This window comes from Stenotrophomonas sp. GD04054, assembly GCF_029836955.1.
Taxonomy (GTDB): domain Bacteria; phylum Pseudomonadota; class Gammaproteobacteria; order Xanthomonadales; family Xanthomonadaceae; genus Stenotrophomonas; species Stenotrophomonas maltophilia_A.
Genome location: NZ_JAOECR010000027.1, coordinates 26,608 through 42,359, shown reverse-complemented (window position 1 = coordinate 42,359; position 15,752 = coordinate 26,608). Strand labels below are relative to the sequence as shown.

Genomic DNA, 15,752 nt, shown 5'->3' with positions numbered 1-15,752 from the left:
CGCTTGCTTGCGACGGCTCACGCTCTGGAAGGTGCCAACCGTGGTTCTGGTAGGCGCCAACCTTAGTTGGCGCAACGATGCATCACTTCGCAGTACTCAGCAGCAGCACCGCAACAGTAACCAGACCGATGCCGACCCAACCGATCGGGCGCAGGCGGTTGCCGAACAACAGGCGGCCGCAGGTGGCGGTACCGATCACGCCGATCGCACCCCACATCGCATAGGCGGTGGCCAGATCCATGTAACGCACAGCCTGGCCCAGCAGGGCAAAGGCGATCCAGACCATGACGATCGCAGCGACGCCCCAGCGCCAGCGGCGGAAGCCTTCCGACTTGGCCACCATCATGTTGGCGGCGACGTCGATCAAGGCCGAACAGATCACGAAAAACAACGCCAGGGTATTCATCAGTGCGCCTCCCCGAGGGTGACGCAGACGATGCCGACCACTGCCAGCACCAGGCCGGCCAGCTGCTGCAGCGACAGGCTTTCACCGAAGACGGTGAGGCCGACCACAGTGAGCAGGGTCAGGCCGAGGCCTTCCCATACCGCATAGGCCACGCCCACGGCGATGCGGCGCACCGACTGCGCCAGGAAGAAGTAGGACAGCGCCAGCGCGCCGGCCATGATCAGGTAACCGGTCCAGCCACCATCGCGAGCGGCATGGGCCATGAACGAGGTGCCGACCACTTCGGCGACGATCGCCACGGTCAGGCAGGCCCAGGCGACCAGCGCGCCACGGGCGGGAACAGTACGGGACATGTGAAGCTCCTTGCAGGGCGGGGACCACGCCGCCTCATCAATGGATCCACGCCGAGCGTGGAGGGTCCGGAACGCCCCGCAGACGGGGGCGACGGAAGCCAGTATCATCGCCTTTTACGGTGGTATCAAAATGGATTCCATCGACAGGAGCGATGGATCAATGCCCTACTCCCCTGAATCCCTGCAGGCCTTCGTGGAAGCCGCGGCGCTGGGCTCGTTCTCGGCGGCGGCGCGGCGCCTGCGCAAGACCCAATCGACGGTCAGCACCGCCATCGCCCACCTGGAAGCCGACCTGGGCGTGAGCCTGTTCGACCGCAGCGGGCGCTACCCGCAGCTGACCGAGGCCGGGCGCCAGGTACTTGGGCACGCGCAGGAAATCCTGGCTGCCGATGCCCGCCTGCAGCAGTTGAGCGTACGCCTGGCCGCACCGGTCGAGCCGCGCTTGACCGTGGCATTCTCCGACGTCTACCAACTGGACCCGGAACAACGGGTGCTGCAACGCTTCGCCGAGGCGTTTCCGGAGATCGAGCTGGAATGGCTGGATGCCGAGGGCGAGGACGTGCTGGAACTGGTGAGCAACGGACGCGCCGCGCTGGGTCTGCTGCCACGGCAGGAGCACTATCCGGACGGACTGGTGGCACGTCCGCTGGCGCACCACAGCGAACTGTCGGTGTATGTGGCGCGCGAGCATCCGCTGGCCAGCGCTGGCCGTCGCGCCGCCGCACAGCTGGCGCGGCATAGACAGGTGCGCTTGAGCGCGGAAGTCGATCAATCCCGCGTGGTCACCGGCCTGGCCTGGACCGCCACCGATTACCTGATGGTGATGGAGATGGCCGAGGACGGCCTCGGCTGGGCCGAACTACCGCGCGCACTGGTACAGCGCTACGACCGCAGGCGGCTGGTGGAACTGGTACTGCCCGGCTGGCCGCGGCGCATCCACAGCGACCTGCTGTGGCGCCGCGACGCGCCGCCAGGCCCGGCCGCACTCTGGTGGGCCGACGCGTTGGGGTAAAAAGGGGACGGAGGGGATTAAGTCGTTTGTGGCACAAACGACTTAATCCCCTCCGTCCCCTTTTTCAGTTGCCGGCCAGCGGCCGGCACTACCGGTCAGCGATGGGCCAGCGCGTAATCCAGCGCCGAGCAAACCGCCGCCACCTGTGCGTCGTTGCACTGCTGTGGGGTCGCACGCGAGCTGTCCGGGTAGACCTCGGTGGTGGTGGTGTACTTCGCCCCGGTAATGCCGGCGCACAGGCCCAGCTTCACCAGCGGGTACTCGATCACGCCATGCGCCACCACCGGCGAACCGATGATCTCGCCCTTGTCGTCAGCCGGCGCGATGTGGGTGACCTTTTCCACCGCGGCGATCACCGCCTGCTGGAAGGCCGCCTGCGGGGCCTCGCTGTCGTCCACCAGATAGAAGCCATCCGGAATCAGGCCTGGCTCGAACGGCTTGCCATCACGCGCCGCCAGCGCCGGGCGGAACTCGCTCTCGTCGCTGTCGGTGGTTTCGTGCAGGTCGATGTGCAGCACGTACTGGTCCTTGATCGGTGCGACCAGCTCGATCAGCGCGGTCGACTCGCGGGCCGGGCCGTCGGCGCGGAAGTTGCGGTTCGGGTCGATCGCATCGAAATTCCAGCGGTTGATGCGCTCGAAGCCCCACGGATTCACGCACGGTGCCACCAGCAGGTTGGCCTTGCCGGCGTAGTCGGCGGCGTGCTTTTCGAGGAATTCCAGCGCGCCCATCACGCCGCTGGTCTCGTAGCCGTGCACACCACCGGTGACCAGTGCAGCCGGCAGTGCCGGGTTCCAGTCGCGGCTGCGCAGGGCGAACAAGGTGTAGGTCTCGCCAGCGTAGTCGAGCTGGCCATAGGCCACCTTGTCGAAGCGCGAGGCCAGCGCCTCGATGCGCGGCAGCACTTCCTCGTCATAGCGACGCAGGCGCTGCTGGCGGCCACGCCACGCCTCCCGTTCCGCCGCTCCCCACGGCTGGCCAGGGGTTCCGACGGGGTAGAAAGCGGCTTGGGACATGGCAGATCTCAGCGAGTCAGGAAGCAATCGCCCACTTTACCACCGGCCCATCAGCATGAACCGGAGGCGCATTCCATTGGCGAATGGAATCAGCAATAATTCTCATTTACGCCCTTCCACGACCTGCATCGATGCCCATCCACGCCCCGCAAACGGCCCGCCTGCCGCTGGCCGCCGCCCTCGCCCTGTGCCTGCTTCCGGCTGCCAACACCTTCGCCCAGGACGGCGCCACCACGCTGGACAGCATCCAGGTCTCCGGCAGCTGGCTGGGCACCGGCCTGCATGACAGCGTCAAGCGCTTTGCCGGCGCGCGCACCGTGGTTGACCGCCAGCGCATCGAGGCCAGCGGCGCGGCCAGCATCGGCGATGCCATGCGCCGCATCCCCGGCGTGCAGGTCACCGACAACTCCGGCACCGCCGGCAGTTCGGTCTCGCTGAACATCGGCGTGCGTGGCCTGACTGGGCGCTACTCGCCGCGCTCGACTGTACTGCTGGATGGTGTACCGCTGGCGGTGGCGCCGTATGGCCAGCCGCAGCTGTCGTTCGCGCCGACCAGCCTGTCCAACATCGAATCGATCGACGTGGTGCGCGGCGGCGGCGCGGTGCGCTACGGCCCGCAGAACGTGGGCGGCATCATCAACTTCAGCACCCGTGCCATTCCCACCGGGGCCGGCCTGCACGGCGAAGCGGGCGTGCGCTACACCGCCTACGACCATGGCGGCGGTGACAGCACCCAGTACAACGCCTTCCTCGGCGGCACCGGCGACAACGGCCTGGGCGCGGCCCTGCTTTATTCCGGCCAGGATGGCCGCGGCTGGCGCCAGGGCAGCGATGACCGTTTCAACGACCTCGCGCTGAAGTTCACGTACGCCATCGACGAACAGCAGGAACTGCGCGCCAAGCTCTCCTACTACGATGTGCGCTCGCTGACCCCGGGTGGCCTGACCCGTGCCCAGTACGAAGCCGACCCGTTCCAGAACACGCGCCCCACCGATTTCTGGAAAGGCCACCGCACCGGCATCGACCTGGGCTACACCAATACGCTGTCGGCCAACAGCGAGTTCGAGGTACTGGCCTATTACAACGAAAGCAGCCGTGCCAGCTCGCTGATCAACGCCGCCAATACCCAGCTGACCGTGCAGCCGCGCGACTACCGTGTGCTCGGCATCGAGCCGCGCTACACCCAGCGCCTGCACTGGGGCGCCAGCGTGCACGACATCACCGCCGGCTACCGCTTCCTGCGCGAGCGTGGCAACGACCGCAGCTACACAGTCACCCGCCGCACCGGCGCGGCCAGTGCCACCACCCGCTTCGACAACGCCACCGACGCACACGCCTTCTACATCGACGACCGCATCGCGATCGGCCAGTGGCGCATTACCCCGGGCGTGCGCATGGAGTGGATCGACATGGACCGCCGCCAGGCCGGGGGCGCGGCGACCTTCAGCAGCCGCAACGACAAGGCGCTGCCCTCGATCAACGTCGCCTACCTGCTGACTCCGCAGCTGACCGTGTTCGGCAACTACACCACCTCGTTCGGGCCGGTGCAGAACATCCAGCTGAACTCACAGACCGCCAGCAACCCGCTGAATCCGGAAATCGCCAAGACCACCGAACTCGGTGCGCGCTGGCAGGACGGTGCACTGCGCGCGGAAGTGACCGTGTTCAAGATGCGCTTCGACAACCAGATCCTGCAGGTGCCGGGCATCACCCCGCCAACCTTCCAGAACATCGGCGCCACCGACCACAAGGGCGTGGAAAGCGCGCTGGAGTACCGCTTCGCCGAGGGCAGTGCGCTGGCCGGGCTGGAGCTGTACGCCAACTACACCTGGACCAAGGCGATCCAGCAGTCCGGTGACAACCGTGGCCTGGACGTGCCGTTCTACTCGCGCGACACCGACAGCGTCGGCGCACGCTATGCACTGGCCGGCTGGACCTTCAATGTCTCCAGCACCCACCAGAGCGGCCAGTTCTCCGATGCGGCCAACACCTGGGCCGAGAGCGCCGATGCGCGCGTGGGCCGCGTGCCGGGCGTGCGCCTGTGGAACGCGCAGGTGGCCTGGCAGGTGCCGGGACTGGGTGACAGCGAGATCGCGCTGGGCGTGAACAACCTGGCCGACAAGCGCTGGTACACCCGCAACGTCGATGGCAACGCCGGCCGCATGGTGGCCGCGCCACGCACCTTCTACCTGCAGGGCCGCTACCGCTTCTGACGCAGTAACCGCCCGATGCAGTGACGGCGGCGATCACGGTGGCGGCGTATCATGCCGCCACCATGTCATTGCCTGTTTCGCCATCGCGCCTGCATCTGGCCTTCCAGGGCCTGCGCCTGCGCCTGCGCGGCAGCGACTTGTGGTTCATTGCGCTTGCCCTGCTGGTCGGCCTGATCGCCGGCTACCTGACCCTGCTGCAGTCCGGCATCGCACGCTGGCTACAGGGCACCCTGTACGGGCTGGACGACGGCATGCGCCTGAGTTCCCTGCCCTCGCTGACCTGGACCGCGCTGCTGGTACTGCCGCTCGGTGGCCTGCTGGTCGGCCTGGTCAGCCTGGCCGCGACCCGGCTCAAGCGGCCCCTGCTCGATGCGGTGGAAGCCAATGCCCTGCACGGCGGCCGCATGTCGATGCGCGACAACCTGATCGTGCTGACCCAGACTCTGCTGTCCAACGGCTGCGGCGCCTCGGTCGGGCTGGAGGCGTCGTATACGCAGATGGGCGCGGGCAGCGGCTCGCAGCTGGGCCGGGTGATGCGCCTGCGCCGCAACGACGTGCGCATCCTGGTCGGCGCCGGTGCCGCCGGTGCCATCGCCGCCGCCTTCGGTGCACCCTTGGCCGGTGCGTTCTACGCCTTCGAGATCGTCATCGGCGCCTATACCCCGGCCGCACTCGCCCCGGTCGCGGTCGCCGCGCTGGCCGGCGCGTTCGTGGCCGACCAGGCCGGCATCGAGGCCTACCTGCTGCCGGCGGCCTCGACGATTGATGTCCGCGCCGCCGACTACGCCATCTACGGTCTGCTCGGCTGCTGCTGCGCGATGGTCGGCATCGCGGTGATGCGGCTGATTGCCTCGATCGAGGGCACGGTCAAGCGCAGCCCGTTGCCGTTGTGGGGCCGGCCGGTGGTGGGCGGCCTGCTGCTGATTCCGCTGGCACTGGCCAGTCCGCAGGTGCTGTCGTCCGGCCATGGCGCGCTGCACCTGGACCTGACCACGCACCTGCCACTGATCTGGATCGGCGGCTTGCTGACCCTGAAGTGCCTGGCCTCCGGCATCTCGCTGGGCTTCGGCTTCCGCGGTGGCCTGTTCTTCGCCTCGTTGTTCATGGGCACCCTGGTCGGTGCCCTGTTCGCCGGCCTGCTGGCGATGGCCACCGGCGTGCCGGTGATCGACGCCACTTCCGCCGCGCTGGCCGGCATGGCCGCACTGGCCGCTGCGGTGGTCGGCGCACCGATGACCATGGCCATGCTGGTGCTGGAAGGCACGCACGACTTCCTGCTGACCAGCGTGGTGATGAGCGCGGTGCTGGTCTCCAGCACGCTCGTGCGGCAGTGGTTCGGCTACTCGTTCTCGACCTGGCGCATGCACCTGCGCGGCGAGACCATCAAGAGCGCCCGCGACGTCGGCTGGGTGCAGAACCTCAACGCCGGCCGGTTGATGCGCAAGGGCGTGGCCACCGCCCCGGCCGACCTCGATGCCGCCGCCTTCCGCCAGCGCTTCCCGCTGGGCTCGGGCAGCCGCGTGATCCTGATCGACAGCGAAGGCCATTACGCCGGGATCGTGCAGATTCCGCGCGTGTACGGCGACGGCGTGAAGCCCGAAACCATGATCGGCGAACTGGCGGAAAACCGCGACGTGTCACTGTTGCCGAGCGCGGACGTGGTCACCGTGATGCAGCGCTTCGACCACACCCAGGCCGACGAACTGGCCGTGGTCGCTGCCGACGGCCAGGTGCTGGGCGTGGTCTCCGAAGCCTTCGTACGCAAGCGCTACGCCGAGGAACTGGACAAGCGCCAGCGCGAACTGATGGGCGAGCGCGTCGAGGACACCGACTGACCCCGCAAAAAGGGGACGGAGGGGATTAAGTCGTTTCTGGCCGCCTCGAAATCCACGCATGGCGTGGATCTACTGTCACCTCGACCGGGTAGACTCCGGCCATGCGCTTCATTGAAACCTTCCAGGCCGGCCCCTTCGCCGACACCGTGATCAGCCTGCTGGCGGCCTTCGTGCTGGGCACGCTGATCGGCGCCGAGCGCCAGTACCGGCAACGCACCGCCGGCCTGCGCACCAACGTACTGGTCGCCGTCGGCGCCGCTGCCTTCGTCGACCTGGGCATGCGCATCGCCGGCAGCGCCGAGGCGGTGCGGGTGATCTCCTACGTGGTCTCCGGCGTCGGCTTCCTCGGTGCCGGCGTGATCATGAAGGAAGGCATGAACGTGCGCGGGCTGAACACCGCCGCCACGTTGTGGTGCTCGGCGGCGGTCGGCAGCTGTACCGGCGCGGACATGCTGGCCGAAGGCGTGCTGCTGACGGTCTTGATCATCGCCGGCAACACCCTGCTGCGGCCGCTGGTGAATGCGATCAACCGCATCCCGATCAACGAGACGGCCACCGAGGCCACCTACGAGGTGCGCCTGAGTGTGGATGCCGAAGCGGTGCCACGTGTACGCGAACGCCTGGTCGATGCGCTGGAAGCAGCGCAGTATCCGGTCGGTGATGTGCAGGTGGTCGAGCATGCCGACGCGCCCACCGATGTGATCGCGGTGCTGGTCAGTACCGCCGTGAGTGCCGATGAGCTGGACGTGGTGCTGGCGCGGATGGAGCATGTGCCGGGCGTGCTGCACGCCACCTGGGAAGTCAGTACCCGCGATTGATTCATCCACGCATGGCGTGGATCTACCGAGGTCGTGGTGCAGTAGATCCACGCCATGCGTGGATGCGCTTCTCTCACCCACCCGCCAGGCGCTGCTGGGCCCGCAGCAACTTGCGGAACGAACCGCACTGGCGCGCATCCTGCGCTTCCGGGCAGGCCGCCGCGCGTTGTAGATGGCGGCGCACCCGCTGCAGCTGGGTGATCTGCTGCTGCAGCACATCGGCCTGTGCCAGCAGGGCTTCGCGATCCAGCGTAATGCATCCGCGCTGAGGCGGCAGCGACAACCCGATCTGCTGCAGCGACAACCCGGCCGACTGGCCAAGGCCGATCAACGCCAGGCGCTCCAGCACCTGCTCGTCGTACTGCCGGCGCAGGCCGCGACGGCCCAGCGACTGCAACAACCCGAGCTGCTCGTAGTAACGCAGGGTCGAGGCCGGCACGCCGCTGCGCTTCACCACCTCGCCGATATCCAGTTCACGCATGGGCTTGACCTCAAGTCGCCTTCAAGCATCAACCTATGGGCAACTTCCCGGCAGGACAAGGCCATGGCCAGTACATCCCCCGTTGATCAGAATGCGCTCTGGAATGGCCCTGGCGGCCAGATCTGGGTCGCCCAGCAGGCCATCCTCGACGGCCTGTTCCAGCCGATGGCCGACCTGCTGGTGGCCGAGCTTCCGCAAACCGTCACGCAACTGCTCGATATCGGCTGTGGCACCGGCGCCAGCCTGCTGGCATCAGCCGCCGCTCGCCCGGCGGCACACAGTACCGGCCTGGACATCTCCGCGCCGATGCTGGCACTGGCCCGCCAGCGCGCCGAGGCGGCAGGACTGGACGCGGACTTCATCGTGGCCGATGCGCAGCAGCATCCGCTGCCCTCCGCGCACTTCGACTGGATCCAGTCGCGGCTGGGTGTGATGTTCTTCGAGGATACCGGCGCGGCCTTCGCCAACCTGCATCGTGCCGCAACGCCAGGCGCCGGCCTGCGTTTCATCGCCTGGCGCAGCGCAGAGGAGAACCCATTCATGACGACGGCCGAGCGTGCCATTGGCGATGAACTCGATCTACCCCCACGCGCGCCAGGAGCACCCGGCCAGTTCGCCTTTGCCGATGGCCAGCGCGTGCAGCGCCTGTTGCAGGCCGCCGGCTGGAAGGATGTGGAGATGGTCGCGGTCGACCTGCCCTGCTCGATCGCCCGCGATGAACTGCCGACCTATGTCGGCCAGCTGGGCCCGTTGGGACTGGCGCTGCGGAACCTGCCCGAAGACCGCGCCGACGCACTTCGAAACAAGGCGCTGGCCGCGTTCGCGCCCTTCATCGAAGGCGACCGTGTGCGCGTCGATGCCGCCTGTTGGCTGGTCCGCGCCCGCGCCTGATACAAAAAAGGGGACGGAGGGGATTAAGTCGTTTCCGGCACAGCCGGGGCAAGAACGACTTAATCCCCTCCGTCCCCTTTTTCTACTACAGCGCCTCGCCGGCGTCCGCCAGGCGCGATTCAATCAGCGCATACCACTGCTGCAGCACGTCGATCAGCATGTCCAGCTCGGCGTCGGTGCGCTGCGCGCGCCCACTGCGCAGGCAGGCTTGGGCTTCCTGCAGCTGGGCCAGGAAGCCGGCCACGGTGTCTGCCTGCAGGATCAATCCCGGCAGTCGCCGCCCGGGAATGCGCACCACCGCATGATTGCCGAGCTGGCCGTACACACTCAGTGTGGTTTCCGTCTTCATGGAAAGAGGCAGGAATTGGGCGTTCATCGCGTGCACCATGGAAAACCTGAGCCGCCGGCAGGCGTGGACAACGGGGGAGACGTGGCCACGTCCTGCCGGCGGTCAGGGGGGACTCGGGATGCCGGGGACTTGCCCCGGCGCAGGATTCTCAGCGTGGCTGCGCCACACCCGCGATCTGCACGCGCCGGTTCGGCGCCAGGCAGGCGATCAGCTCGCGACGGTTGCGCTGCTCGCACTGCACGATCGGCTCGGCCGCGCCGCGTCCTTCGGCACTGATGCTGGCTGCAGGCACGCCGCCCTGCACAAGCGCGCTGCGCACGGCCTCGGCACGTCGCTGCGACAGGGCCTGGTTGTAGCTGGCACTGCCGATACGGTCGGTATACCCGGTCACCCGGATTGACTGCACCTGACTGGCCTCGCGCACCTGCGCCAGTACGCCCTGCACGGCCTGCTGGCCTTCGGCACTGAGCACCGCGCTGTCGAAACCGAACAGCGCATCGGCGGACAGGCGCAACGGCTGCTCCGGCAACGGCGCCGGTGCAGGCGGGGCCGGCGGCCGCGGCGGGTCCAGCACCGCCGCACATGATTCAGGCTTCCAGTAGCCACCCTGGGCAATGCCCTTGCTGTCGAAGCGGACCTGGAACTGGCAGGTGAAGTATTCGGCCCCCTGTGCGGTGCGGAAGTTGAACAGGTAGTTCCACTCGCGCACGCCCCACATGCCCTCGTTGAAATGCGGCGTGCCCAGCAGCGTGTACAGCTGGCGCTTGCTCATGCCCGGCGCGAAGCGGCGCAGGTCGGCGACGTCGGGATAGATGCCTTCCTTCAACGAGGCCTTCGAGGCCTCCGGGAACTGCACGGCGGTGGTTTCGGCAGGACCTTCGGCGGCCGGCGCATGGCTGCGGCAGGCGGCCAGCAGGCCCATTCCCAGGACCAGGCCCAGCACTGCGGCCATCTGGCCGGTGCGGGCGATGCGATGCTGTTTCATGTCATTCCCCCTTTGGACGTTTCCGCGATGCCGGGCCGCGCGTGCGGCCCGGCGGCGGGGATCACCACTGGATGCCGGCACCGACGGCCACACCGGCCTCGCCACGGCTGTTGGTGGAGCCGCTGAACTTGTAGATCCAGCGCCCTCCTTCGGAGACACCGGAGATACCAACCGCCACGCCCGACTCGCCGTTGTAGCTGCCGGCGGCGACCGAGGCCATGCTGCGGCCCGCTTCGCTGGGCTGCGGCAGTGCTGCGGTGGCCATAGCCGAGGCGATACCGGCCGAGGCGCGGTTGTCGGTCTTGCGCAGGTCGCGCTCGAAGCCACCCATGCGCTCGTCGGTGTAGGCCTTCGACCAGTCCAGGGTCTGCGCCATGCCCGACTTCAGCTGGTCGACGTTGACTGCGTCGGTACCGGCGGTGCCGGCGGCGACGTTACGCACCGTGGTCGGGCCGCTGTTGGTGCTGCCCAGCGTGACACTGTTGTAGTTGGTCGCGCCGTTCACCGTGGTGTCGTAACGGATCGTACCCTGCTGCGAGGCCTGCAGCTGGCGTACGTTGACCGCGTCGGTAGCCTGCGAACCGTCGGCCACGTTGACCACCTGGCGTTCGGCACCGGCGGCACCGACCGAGACCGTGTTGGCCCGGTTCGCCACCGAACCCGCACCCAGCGCCACCGAGTTGTCGGCCTGCGCCTGCGAGCCATTGCCCAGCGCGGTCGAGTTGGCACCGGCGGCGGTGGAGCCTGCGCCACCTGCGGCCGAGTTGGCACCGCTGGCGGACGGATCGGCCAGGTTGTTGGTGTTGTTGGCGCGGAAGCTGCCGGCCACGTTGGTGATGTTCTGGATCTTCTGGTCGGTGTACTTCTTCGATTCGTCGATGGCGTAGTTCACGCCGTTCTTCAGCTGGCCGACATTGGTTGCGTCGTACGTATCGGAACCGTCGGCGACATGGGTGATCTTGCGCTCGCTGCCGGTGCTGCCGACCGAAACCTCACCGGCCGAGTTGCTGGCGCCGGTCTGGCCATAGGCGCCGGTGTAGCCGCTCTGCGCACCGACGCTGGCCACCGACCCGGCACCCAGGGCGACGCTGTTGCCGGCACTGGCGCTGGCGCCGTTGCCGACCGCCACGCTGTTGGCACCGGCCGCACTGGCCTGCGGGCCGACCGCCACCGCTTCCGCACCGGCAGCCGTTGCAGGCGCTGCGGTCGAGTTCACTGCCAGGTAGGCACTGCCACCGCTGTTGTTGGTGATGCGTTGGTTGAGGACCTTCAGCGAGCCGTCCACCGCAGTGAAGGCGGCGGTGACATTGTTGTAGTCGCCGCTGGTAAAGGTGCCGTCGGTGGCGATGCTGGAGATGCTGAACTTCGGCGCGGTCCACACGTTGGTGGTGCCGTTGTACGCGGTGGTGCCACCGAAGTAGTTGGCGATGGTGCTGTTCGTGCTGAACAGCTGGTCGCCGGTGATGGCATCACTGCTGCCGGCCAGGATGCTGCCGGCGGCGACGTTGGTGATCTTCACCGCGCCGGTGCCGGTACCCGTCAGCGTCACGCTGTTGAGCACGTTGCCACTGCCATCGACGTCGTACTTCACGGCCAGCTTGTCGATCTCATCGGTCTGGTCGGCAACGTTGGCCAGCGAGTTGCTGACCGCATCGAAGGCGGTACCGACGTCGTTGTAGCTGCCCTTGGTCACGGTGCCGTTGGCGGCGACGTTGTTGATCGAGTAGGTCGGTGCGGTCAGCACGCCGCTGGCGTTGACCGCCGCGCCACCACCGAGGTGGGTGGCCACGGCCTGGTTGGCCGCAAACAGCTGGGCACCGTTGATGGCCTCGCTGCTGGTGGCACTGACCTGGCCCGGGCCGAGATTACGCAGCGTGGTGGCCGTGCCGGTCTGGCCGAGCGTGGCACTGGCGTAGTTGACGCTGCCATCGCCATTGAGGTCATAGCGCAGTGCCCCCTGTTCCGACGCCTGCAGCTGGCCGACATTGACCGCATCGGTCGCTGCGGTACCCGCAGCCAGGTTGGTGACCTGACGCTCGGCACCGGCGGCACCGATGGACACGCTGTTGGCACGGTCAGCCAGGCTGCCGGCACCCACCGCGATGCTGTTGGCGGTGGTGGCGCGGGCGTTGGTACCGACCGCGATCGAGTCGGCGCCGCTGGCCAGTGCCTCGGTACCGGTCGAGTTCACCCGCAGGTACTTGGTGCCACCGTTGCGGATGTCGGTGATCTGCGTGTTGAGATTGACCAGCGAACCATCGACCGCGGCGAAGGCATCGGTGGCGTTCTCATACAGACCCTTGGCGATCGCACCGCCGGTGGAGATGGTGCTGATCTCGAACAGTGGTGCGGTGAAGGCACCGCTGGCCGGATCGAAGGCTGCGCGACCGCCGAAGAAGCTGGCGATGGCCGCATTGGTCGCCGCCAACTGGCCGCCATTGACCGCTTCCAGGCTGCCGGCGGTGACCGCACCGCCGGCCAGGTTGCCGATGGTGGTAGTGCCGGTGCCCGCACCGAGCGTGACGCGGCGATAGTTCGGATTGCCGGCACCGTCCAGATCGTAGGTCACCGCAGCGGCCGCCACATCATCGATCAGGCTGATGGCACCCTTCAGCTGGGCCACGTTGACCGCATCGGTATTGACACTACCGGCGGCCACGTTGGTGATCTGGCGCTCACCGCCACCGGCGGTACCCACCGACACTTCACCGGCCGAGACCTGCGGCGCAGTGAGGCCATAGGCGCTGTAGCTGGCCTGGGCACCGCGCAGCGCGGCCGAACGGTAGCCCAGTGCAACCGAATTGGCCTGGTTGGAGGTCGCCTCGGCACCGAGCAGGGTCTGCCCGTTGGCCGTGCCCACCGCGCTGTCGCCGACGATCACCGAATGGCCCATGCGTGCGGCGTAGTCCGCGGTCGGCACGCCGGTCGGGTTGCTCGGGTCATTGGTGCCTGCACCCGGGAAGGCCACGTTGGCATCGACCTTCGGCAGTTCGTGGCGGGCATTGGCGCCGATCACCACTTCCTTAGAACCGTTGGCAAAGGCGCCGTCACCCATCAGCACCTGGTAGTCCTGCGCGGCGTTGACGGCCCAGCAGGAGATGTCGGCGAGGACGATATCCAGGCACTTGGCCGCCCATGCCGGCGAATCCTTCGGCAGCAGCAGCCCGAGCAGGCCGCCGGGATTGCCGTTGTTGATGTTGTAGATGTAGCTGTCGGAGGTGACACCGCCGATCAGGGTCAGGTGCGAGCTGCCGCCGGTGACGGCGCCGCCCAGGCCATTGAGGGTGCTGCCGACCGGCGACAGGTTGACCACGGGCAGGCCCAGCACATTGACCGTCGAGTAGGTCTGCATCACGTTGGCGTTGCTGAGCTTGAGGTTGCCGTTGCTCAGGTAGCCGTTGCCGCCGAACAGGCTGGTGGTGGTCGGGCCGATCAGCTGCCCGACATTGCCGACCAGGCCACCGGTGCCGATGATCAGGCCCGCGTTCGGATCGGCCGGAGCCGGCGCCTTCGGGCTGGTCGGCGGAATCGCCGAGGGCTTGGTCAGGCCGAGGCCGCTCAGCGTGCCACCGACCAGGCCACCCACGGCGCTGCCGAGATTGCCGATGGTGCCATTGAGGTTGCCGTTGAGCAGGTTACCGACGGCGCCGCCGACATTGCCGAGCGTATCGCCCAGCAGGCCACCGAGGCCGCCGGTGCTGCCACCTGTAGCGCCATTGAGTACACCGCCGACGGTGCTGCCCACCGCACCCACTGTAGTGTTGAGCGTGCCGCCCACGGCGCCACCCACTGCACCCACCGTGCCAACCGCACCATTGAGTGCCCCGCCGACGGTGCTGCCGACCGAACCGACCGTGCCGTTGAGTGCACCACCCACAGTGCCGCCGACTGCACCAACCATGCCAACCGCACCGTTGAGTGCGCCGCCGACGGCGCTGCCGACCGAGCCGACCGTGCCGTTGAGTGCACCACCCACAGTGCCGCCGACTGCACCAACCGTGCCAACCGCTCCGTTGAGTGCGCCGCCGACGGTGCTGCCGACCGAACCGACCGTGCCGTTGAGTGCACCACCCACAGTGCCGCCGACTGCACCAACCGTGCCAACCGCGCCATTGAGCGTGCTGCCCACTGCTCCGCCCACCGCACCAACCGTGTTGCCTACGGTGCCATCAAGCACGCCACCCACGGCGCCACCTGCCGCGCCGACAACGCCGCCCACCAGGCCACCCACGCCCAGTGCGCTGTTCTGCGCTGCCACAGTCGCTTGGCCGGCCAGCTTAAGATTGCGGTCGGCCACGACTTCCTGGCCATCGGGCGCCTGCACGCGCACTTTGCCGGCAACACCGGTATCGAAAGCTGCGGTGATCGCACGATCATGGGTCTCGCCTGGCAGCTCCTCCTTTGCCGGCAACGTGACCGCTGCCGTCGCCTTGACCTGCCCCTGACCGTCGATCTGGTGGCCCGCCAGCTTCAGCTGCGAATCCACCTTACCGTCAACGGACGCCTTGAGGCCGGACAGCGAGCCAGCGGATGCGCCAGCAACAGCGGCGGCCGCCTTGGCACCGGTATCGATCGAGGCCACCTGGGCACCGGCGATGCCAACCCTGGCCTTCGCCTGCGCATCCGCAGCCACACCGAGCGGCGCATGCGCGGACGGCGCAACGTTGGCCGCCAGCGAGGCATCAATCTTCGCCACATTGGACGCTGCGTGCCCCAGCCCGACATTGGCGCGAACATCGGCGGCCAGTGCAGGAACCGCGACCTGCTTCGGCGCGGCGTTCGCCGCCAGCTTCACCTGTACGGTAGCCGGCAGCACGTCGCGCACGATCGGCAGCGAGGTCGTACTCAGCTGCAGGCCCACACGCGCGTCTGCGCTGATCGCCGGACTGCTCTGCGCCTGGCGCGATGCCGCGGCCAGCGCGACTTCTGCGTCGACCTTGACCGGCATCGGCTGCGCGTACTTCGCGGCCAGTGCCTGCAGATCACGCAGCGACTGATTGGATTCGGATGCTCCTGCATGCCCGCTGGCCAGCGCACACAGCAGGGCCAGGGCCAGTGCGGTCGGCATCAGCAGGACACTGCGCGGATCGCGGGCGGCGCTGCCGCCGCTATCGCCGGTGGCCAGTTCCGAGGCCACAACCAGAGCATTGAGCTGGCGGTTCCATACACGCCGGTAGATGCGGTTCATGAGCATTTCCCCCGTAGGCGAACAACTGGAATGTCAGTGGACTTGCCGTTAGGCAGGTGACTGACATTTCAGCGTTTGCAACGGCGGCTGCGCACTTCATTCCGGCACGGCAATCGCGCATTCCGGCAAATCCACGGTCGGAATCGGCAGCCGGTTATGCAGAAGCGGCAACCATATCGGCAAGCGGATATGCAATTCCGGCAGG

The 15,752-nt window shown here is 67.7% G+C and carries 12 protein-coding genes; 5 read left to right on the top strand and 7 right to left on the bottom strand.

Features of this window, described 5'->3' with window-relative positions; translation table 11 throughout:
- Positions 1 to 82: 82 nt before the first annotated feature.
- Both N7573_RS13665 and N7573_RS13660 read right to left on the bottom strand, forming a co-directional pair.
- Positions 83 to 406 carry an SMR family transporter gene (locus N7573_RS13665; RefSeq protein WP_014037506.1) on the bottom strand — a complete coding sequence of 108 codons (324 nt, stop codon included), beginning with the start codon at positions 404 to 406 and terminating at the stop codon, positions 83 to 85.
- Complete coding sequence (locus tag N7573_RS13660) at positions 406 to 759, bottom strand: SMR family transporter (protein WP_010485170.1); 354 nt, start codon at positions 757 to 759, stop codon at positions 406 to 408. Before N7573_RS13660 ends, N7573_RS13665 begins: the two co-directional genes overlap by 1 nt.
- A gap of 160 nt (positions 760 to 919) precedes the next feature.
- On the opposite strand from N7573_RS13660, the gene N7573_RS13655 reads away from it, so the two are divergent.
- Entirely contained in the window at positions 920 to 1,771 is an 852-nt protein-coding gene (locus N7573_RS13655; protein WP_279912736.1) for a LysR family transcriptional regulator, read from the top strand.
- A 95-nt stretch (positions 1,772 to 1,866) separates the two neighbouring features.
- Here N7573_RS13655 and N7573_RS13650 read toward each other — a convergent pair whose 3' ends face one another.
- Positions 1,867 to 2,787, bottom strand: a complete 921-nt coding sequence (locus N7573_RS13650; RefSeq protein WP_279912737.1) for a M14 family metallocarboxypeptidase — start codon at positions 2,785 to 2,787, stop codon at positions 1,867 to 1,869.
- Positions 2,788 to 2,918: 131 nt separating this feature from the next.
- On the opposite strand from N7573_RS13650, the gene N7573_RS13645 reads away from it, so the two are divergent.
- The 3 genes from N7573_RS13645 to N7573_RS13635 all read left to right on the top strand — a co-directional run bounded on the left by N7573_RS13645 (position 2,919) and on the right by N7573_RS13635 (position 7,653).
- Positions 2,919 to 5,000 carry a TonB-dependent siderophore receptor gene (locus N7573_RS13645; RefSeq protein WP_279912738.1) on the top strand — a complete coding sequence of 694 codons (2,082 nt, stop codon included), beginning with the start codon at positions 2,919 to 2,921 and terminating at the stop codon, positions 4,998 to 5,000.
- A 62-nt stretch (positions 5,001 to 5,062) separates the two neighbouring features.
- Positions 5,063 to 6,835, top strand: a complete 1,773-nt coding sequence (locus N7573_RS13640) for a chloride channel protein (protein ID WP_279912739.1) — start codon at positions 5,063 to 5,065, stop codon at positions 6,833 to 6,835.
- Between the two features lie 101 nt (positions 6,836 to 6,936).
- The gene (locus N7573_RS13635; protein ID WP_257471776.1) at positions 6,937 to 7,653 is read left to right on the top strand and encodes an MgtC/SapB family protein; all 717 of its coding nucleotides are present in this window, start codon (positions 6,937 to 6,939) and stop codon (positions 7,651 to 7,653) included.
- Between the two features lie 73 nt (positions 7,654 to 7,726).
- Here the strand turns inward: N7573_RS13635 and N7573_RS13630 are convergent, their stop codons facing one another.
- Positions 7,727 to 8,134, bottom strand: coding sequence for a MerR family transcriptional regulator (locus tag N7573_RS13630; RefSeq protein WP_049423068.1), 408 nt, complete (start codon positions 8,132 to 8,134; stop codon positions 7,727 to 7,729).
- Positions 8,135 to 8,197: 63 nt separating this feature from the next.
- Between N7573_RS13630 and N7573_RS13625 the strand changes: the two genes are divergently transcribed.
- Complete coding sequence (locus N7573_RS13625) at positions 8,198 to 9,025, top strand: class I SAM-dependent methyltransferase (protein ID WP_279912740.1); 828 nt, start codon at positions 8,198 to 8,200, stop codon at positions 9,023 to 9,025.
- 85 nt (positions 9,026 to 9,110) lie between these two features.
- On the opposite strand, the gene N7573_RS13620 is transcribed toward N7573_RS13625, so the two are convergent.
- The 3 genes from N7573_RS13620 to N7573_RS13610 all read right to left on the bottom strand — a co-directional run bounded on the left by N7573_RS13620 (position 9,111) and on the right by N7573_RS13610 (position 15,547).
- Positions 9,111 to 9,401, bottom strand: coding sequence for a hypothetical protein (locus N7573_RS13620; RefSeq protein WP_019659952.1), 291 nt, complete (start codon positions 9,399 to 9,401; stop codon positions 9,111 to 9,113).
- A 121-nt stretch (positions 9,402 to 9,522) separates the two neighbouring features.
- A complete protein-coding gene (locus N7573_RS13615; RefSeq protein WP_012511335.1) occupies positions 9,523 to 10,359 on the bottom strand; it encodes an OmpA family protein in 837 nt (278 codons plus the stop codon).
- Between the two features lie 61 nt (positions 10,360 to 10,420).
- Positions 10,421 to 15,547, bottom strand: a complete 5,127-nt coding sequence (locus tag N7573_RS13610) for a YadA-like family protein (protein WP_279943193.1) — start codon at positions 15,545 to 15,547, stop codon at positions 10,421 to 10,423.
- Positions 15,548 to 15,752 lie beyond the last annotated feature (205 nt).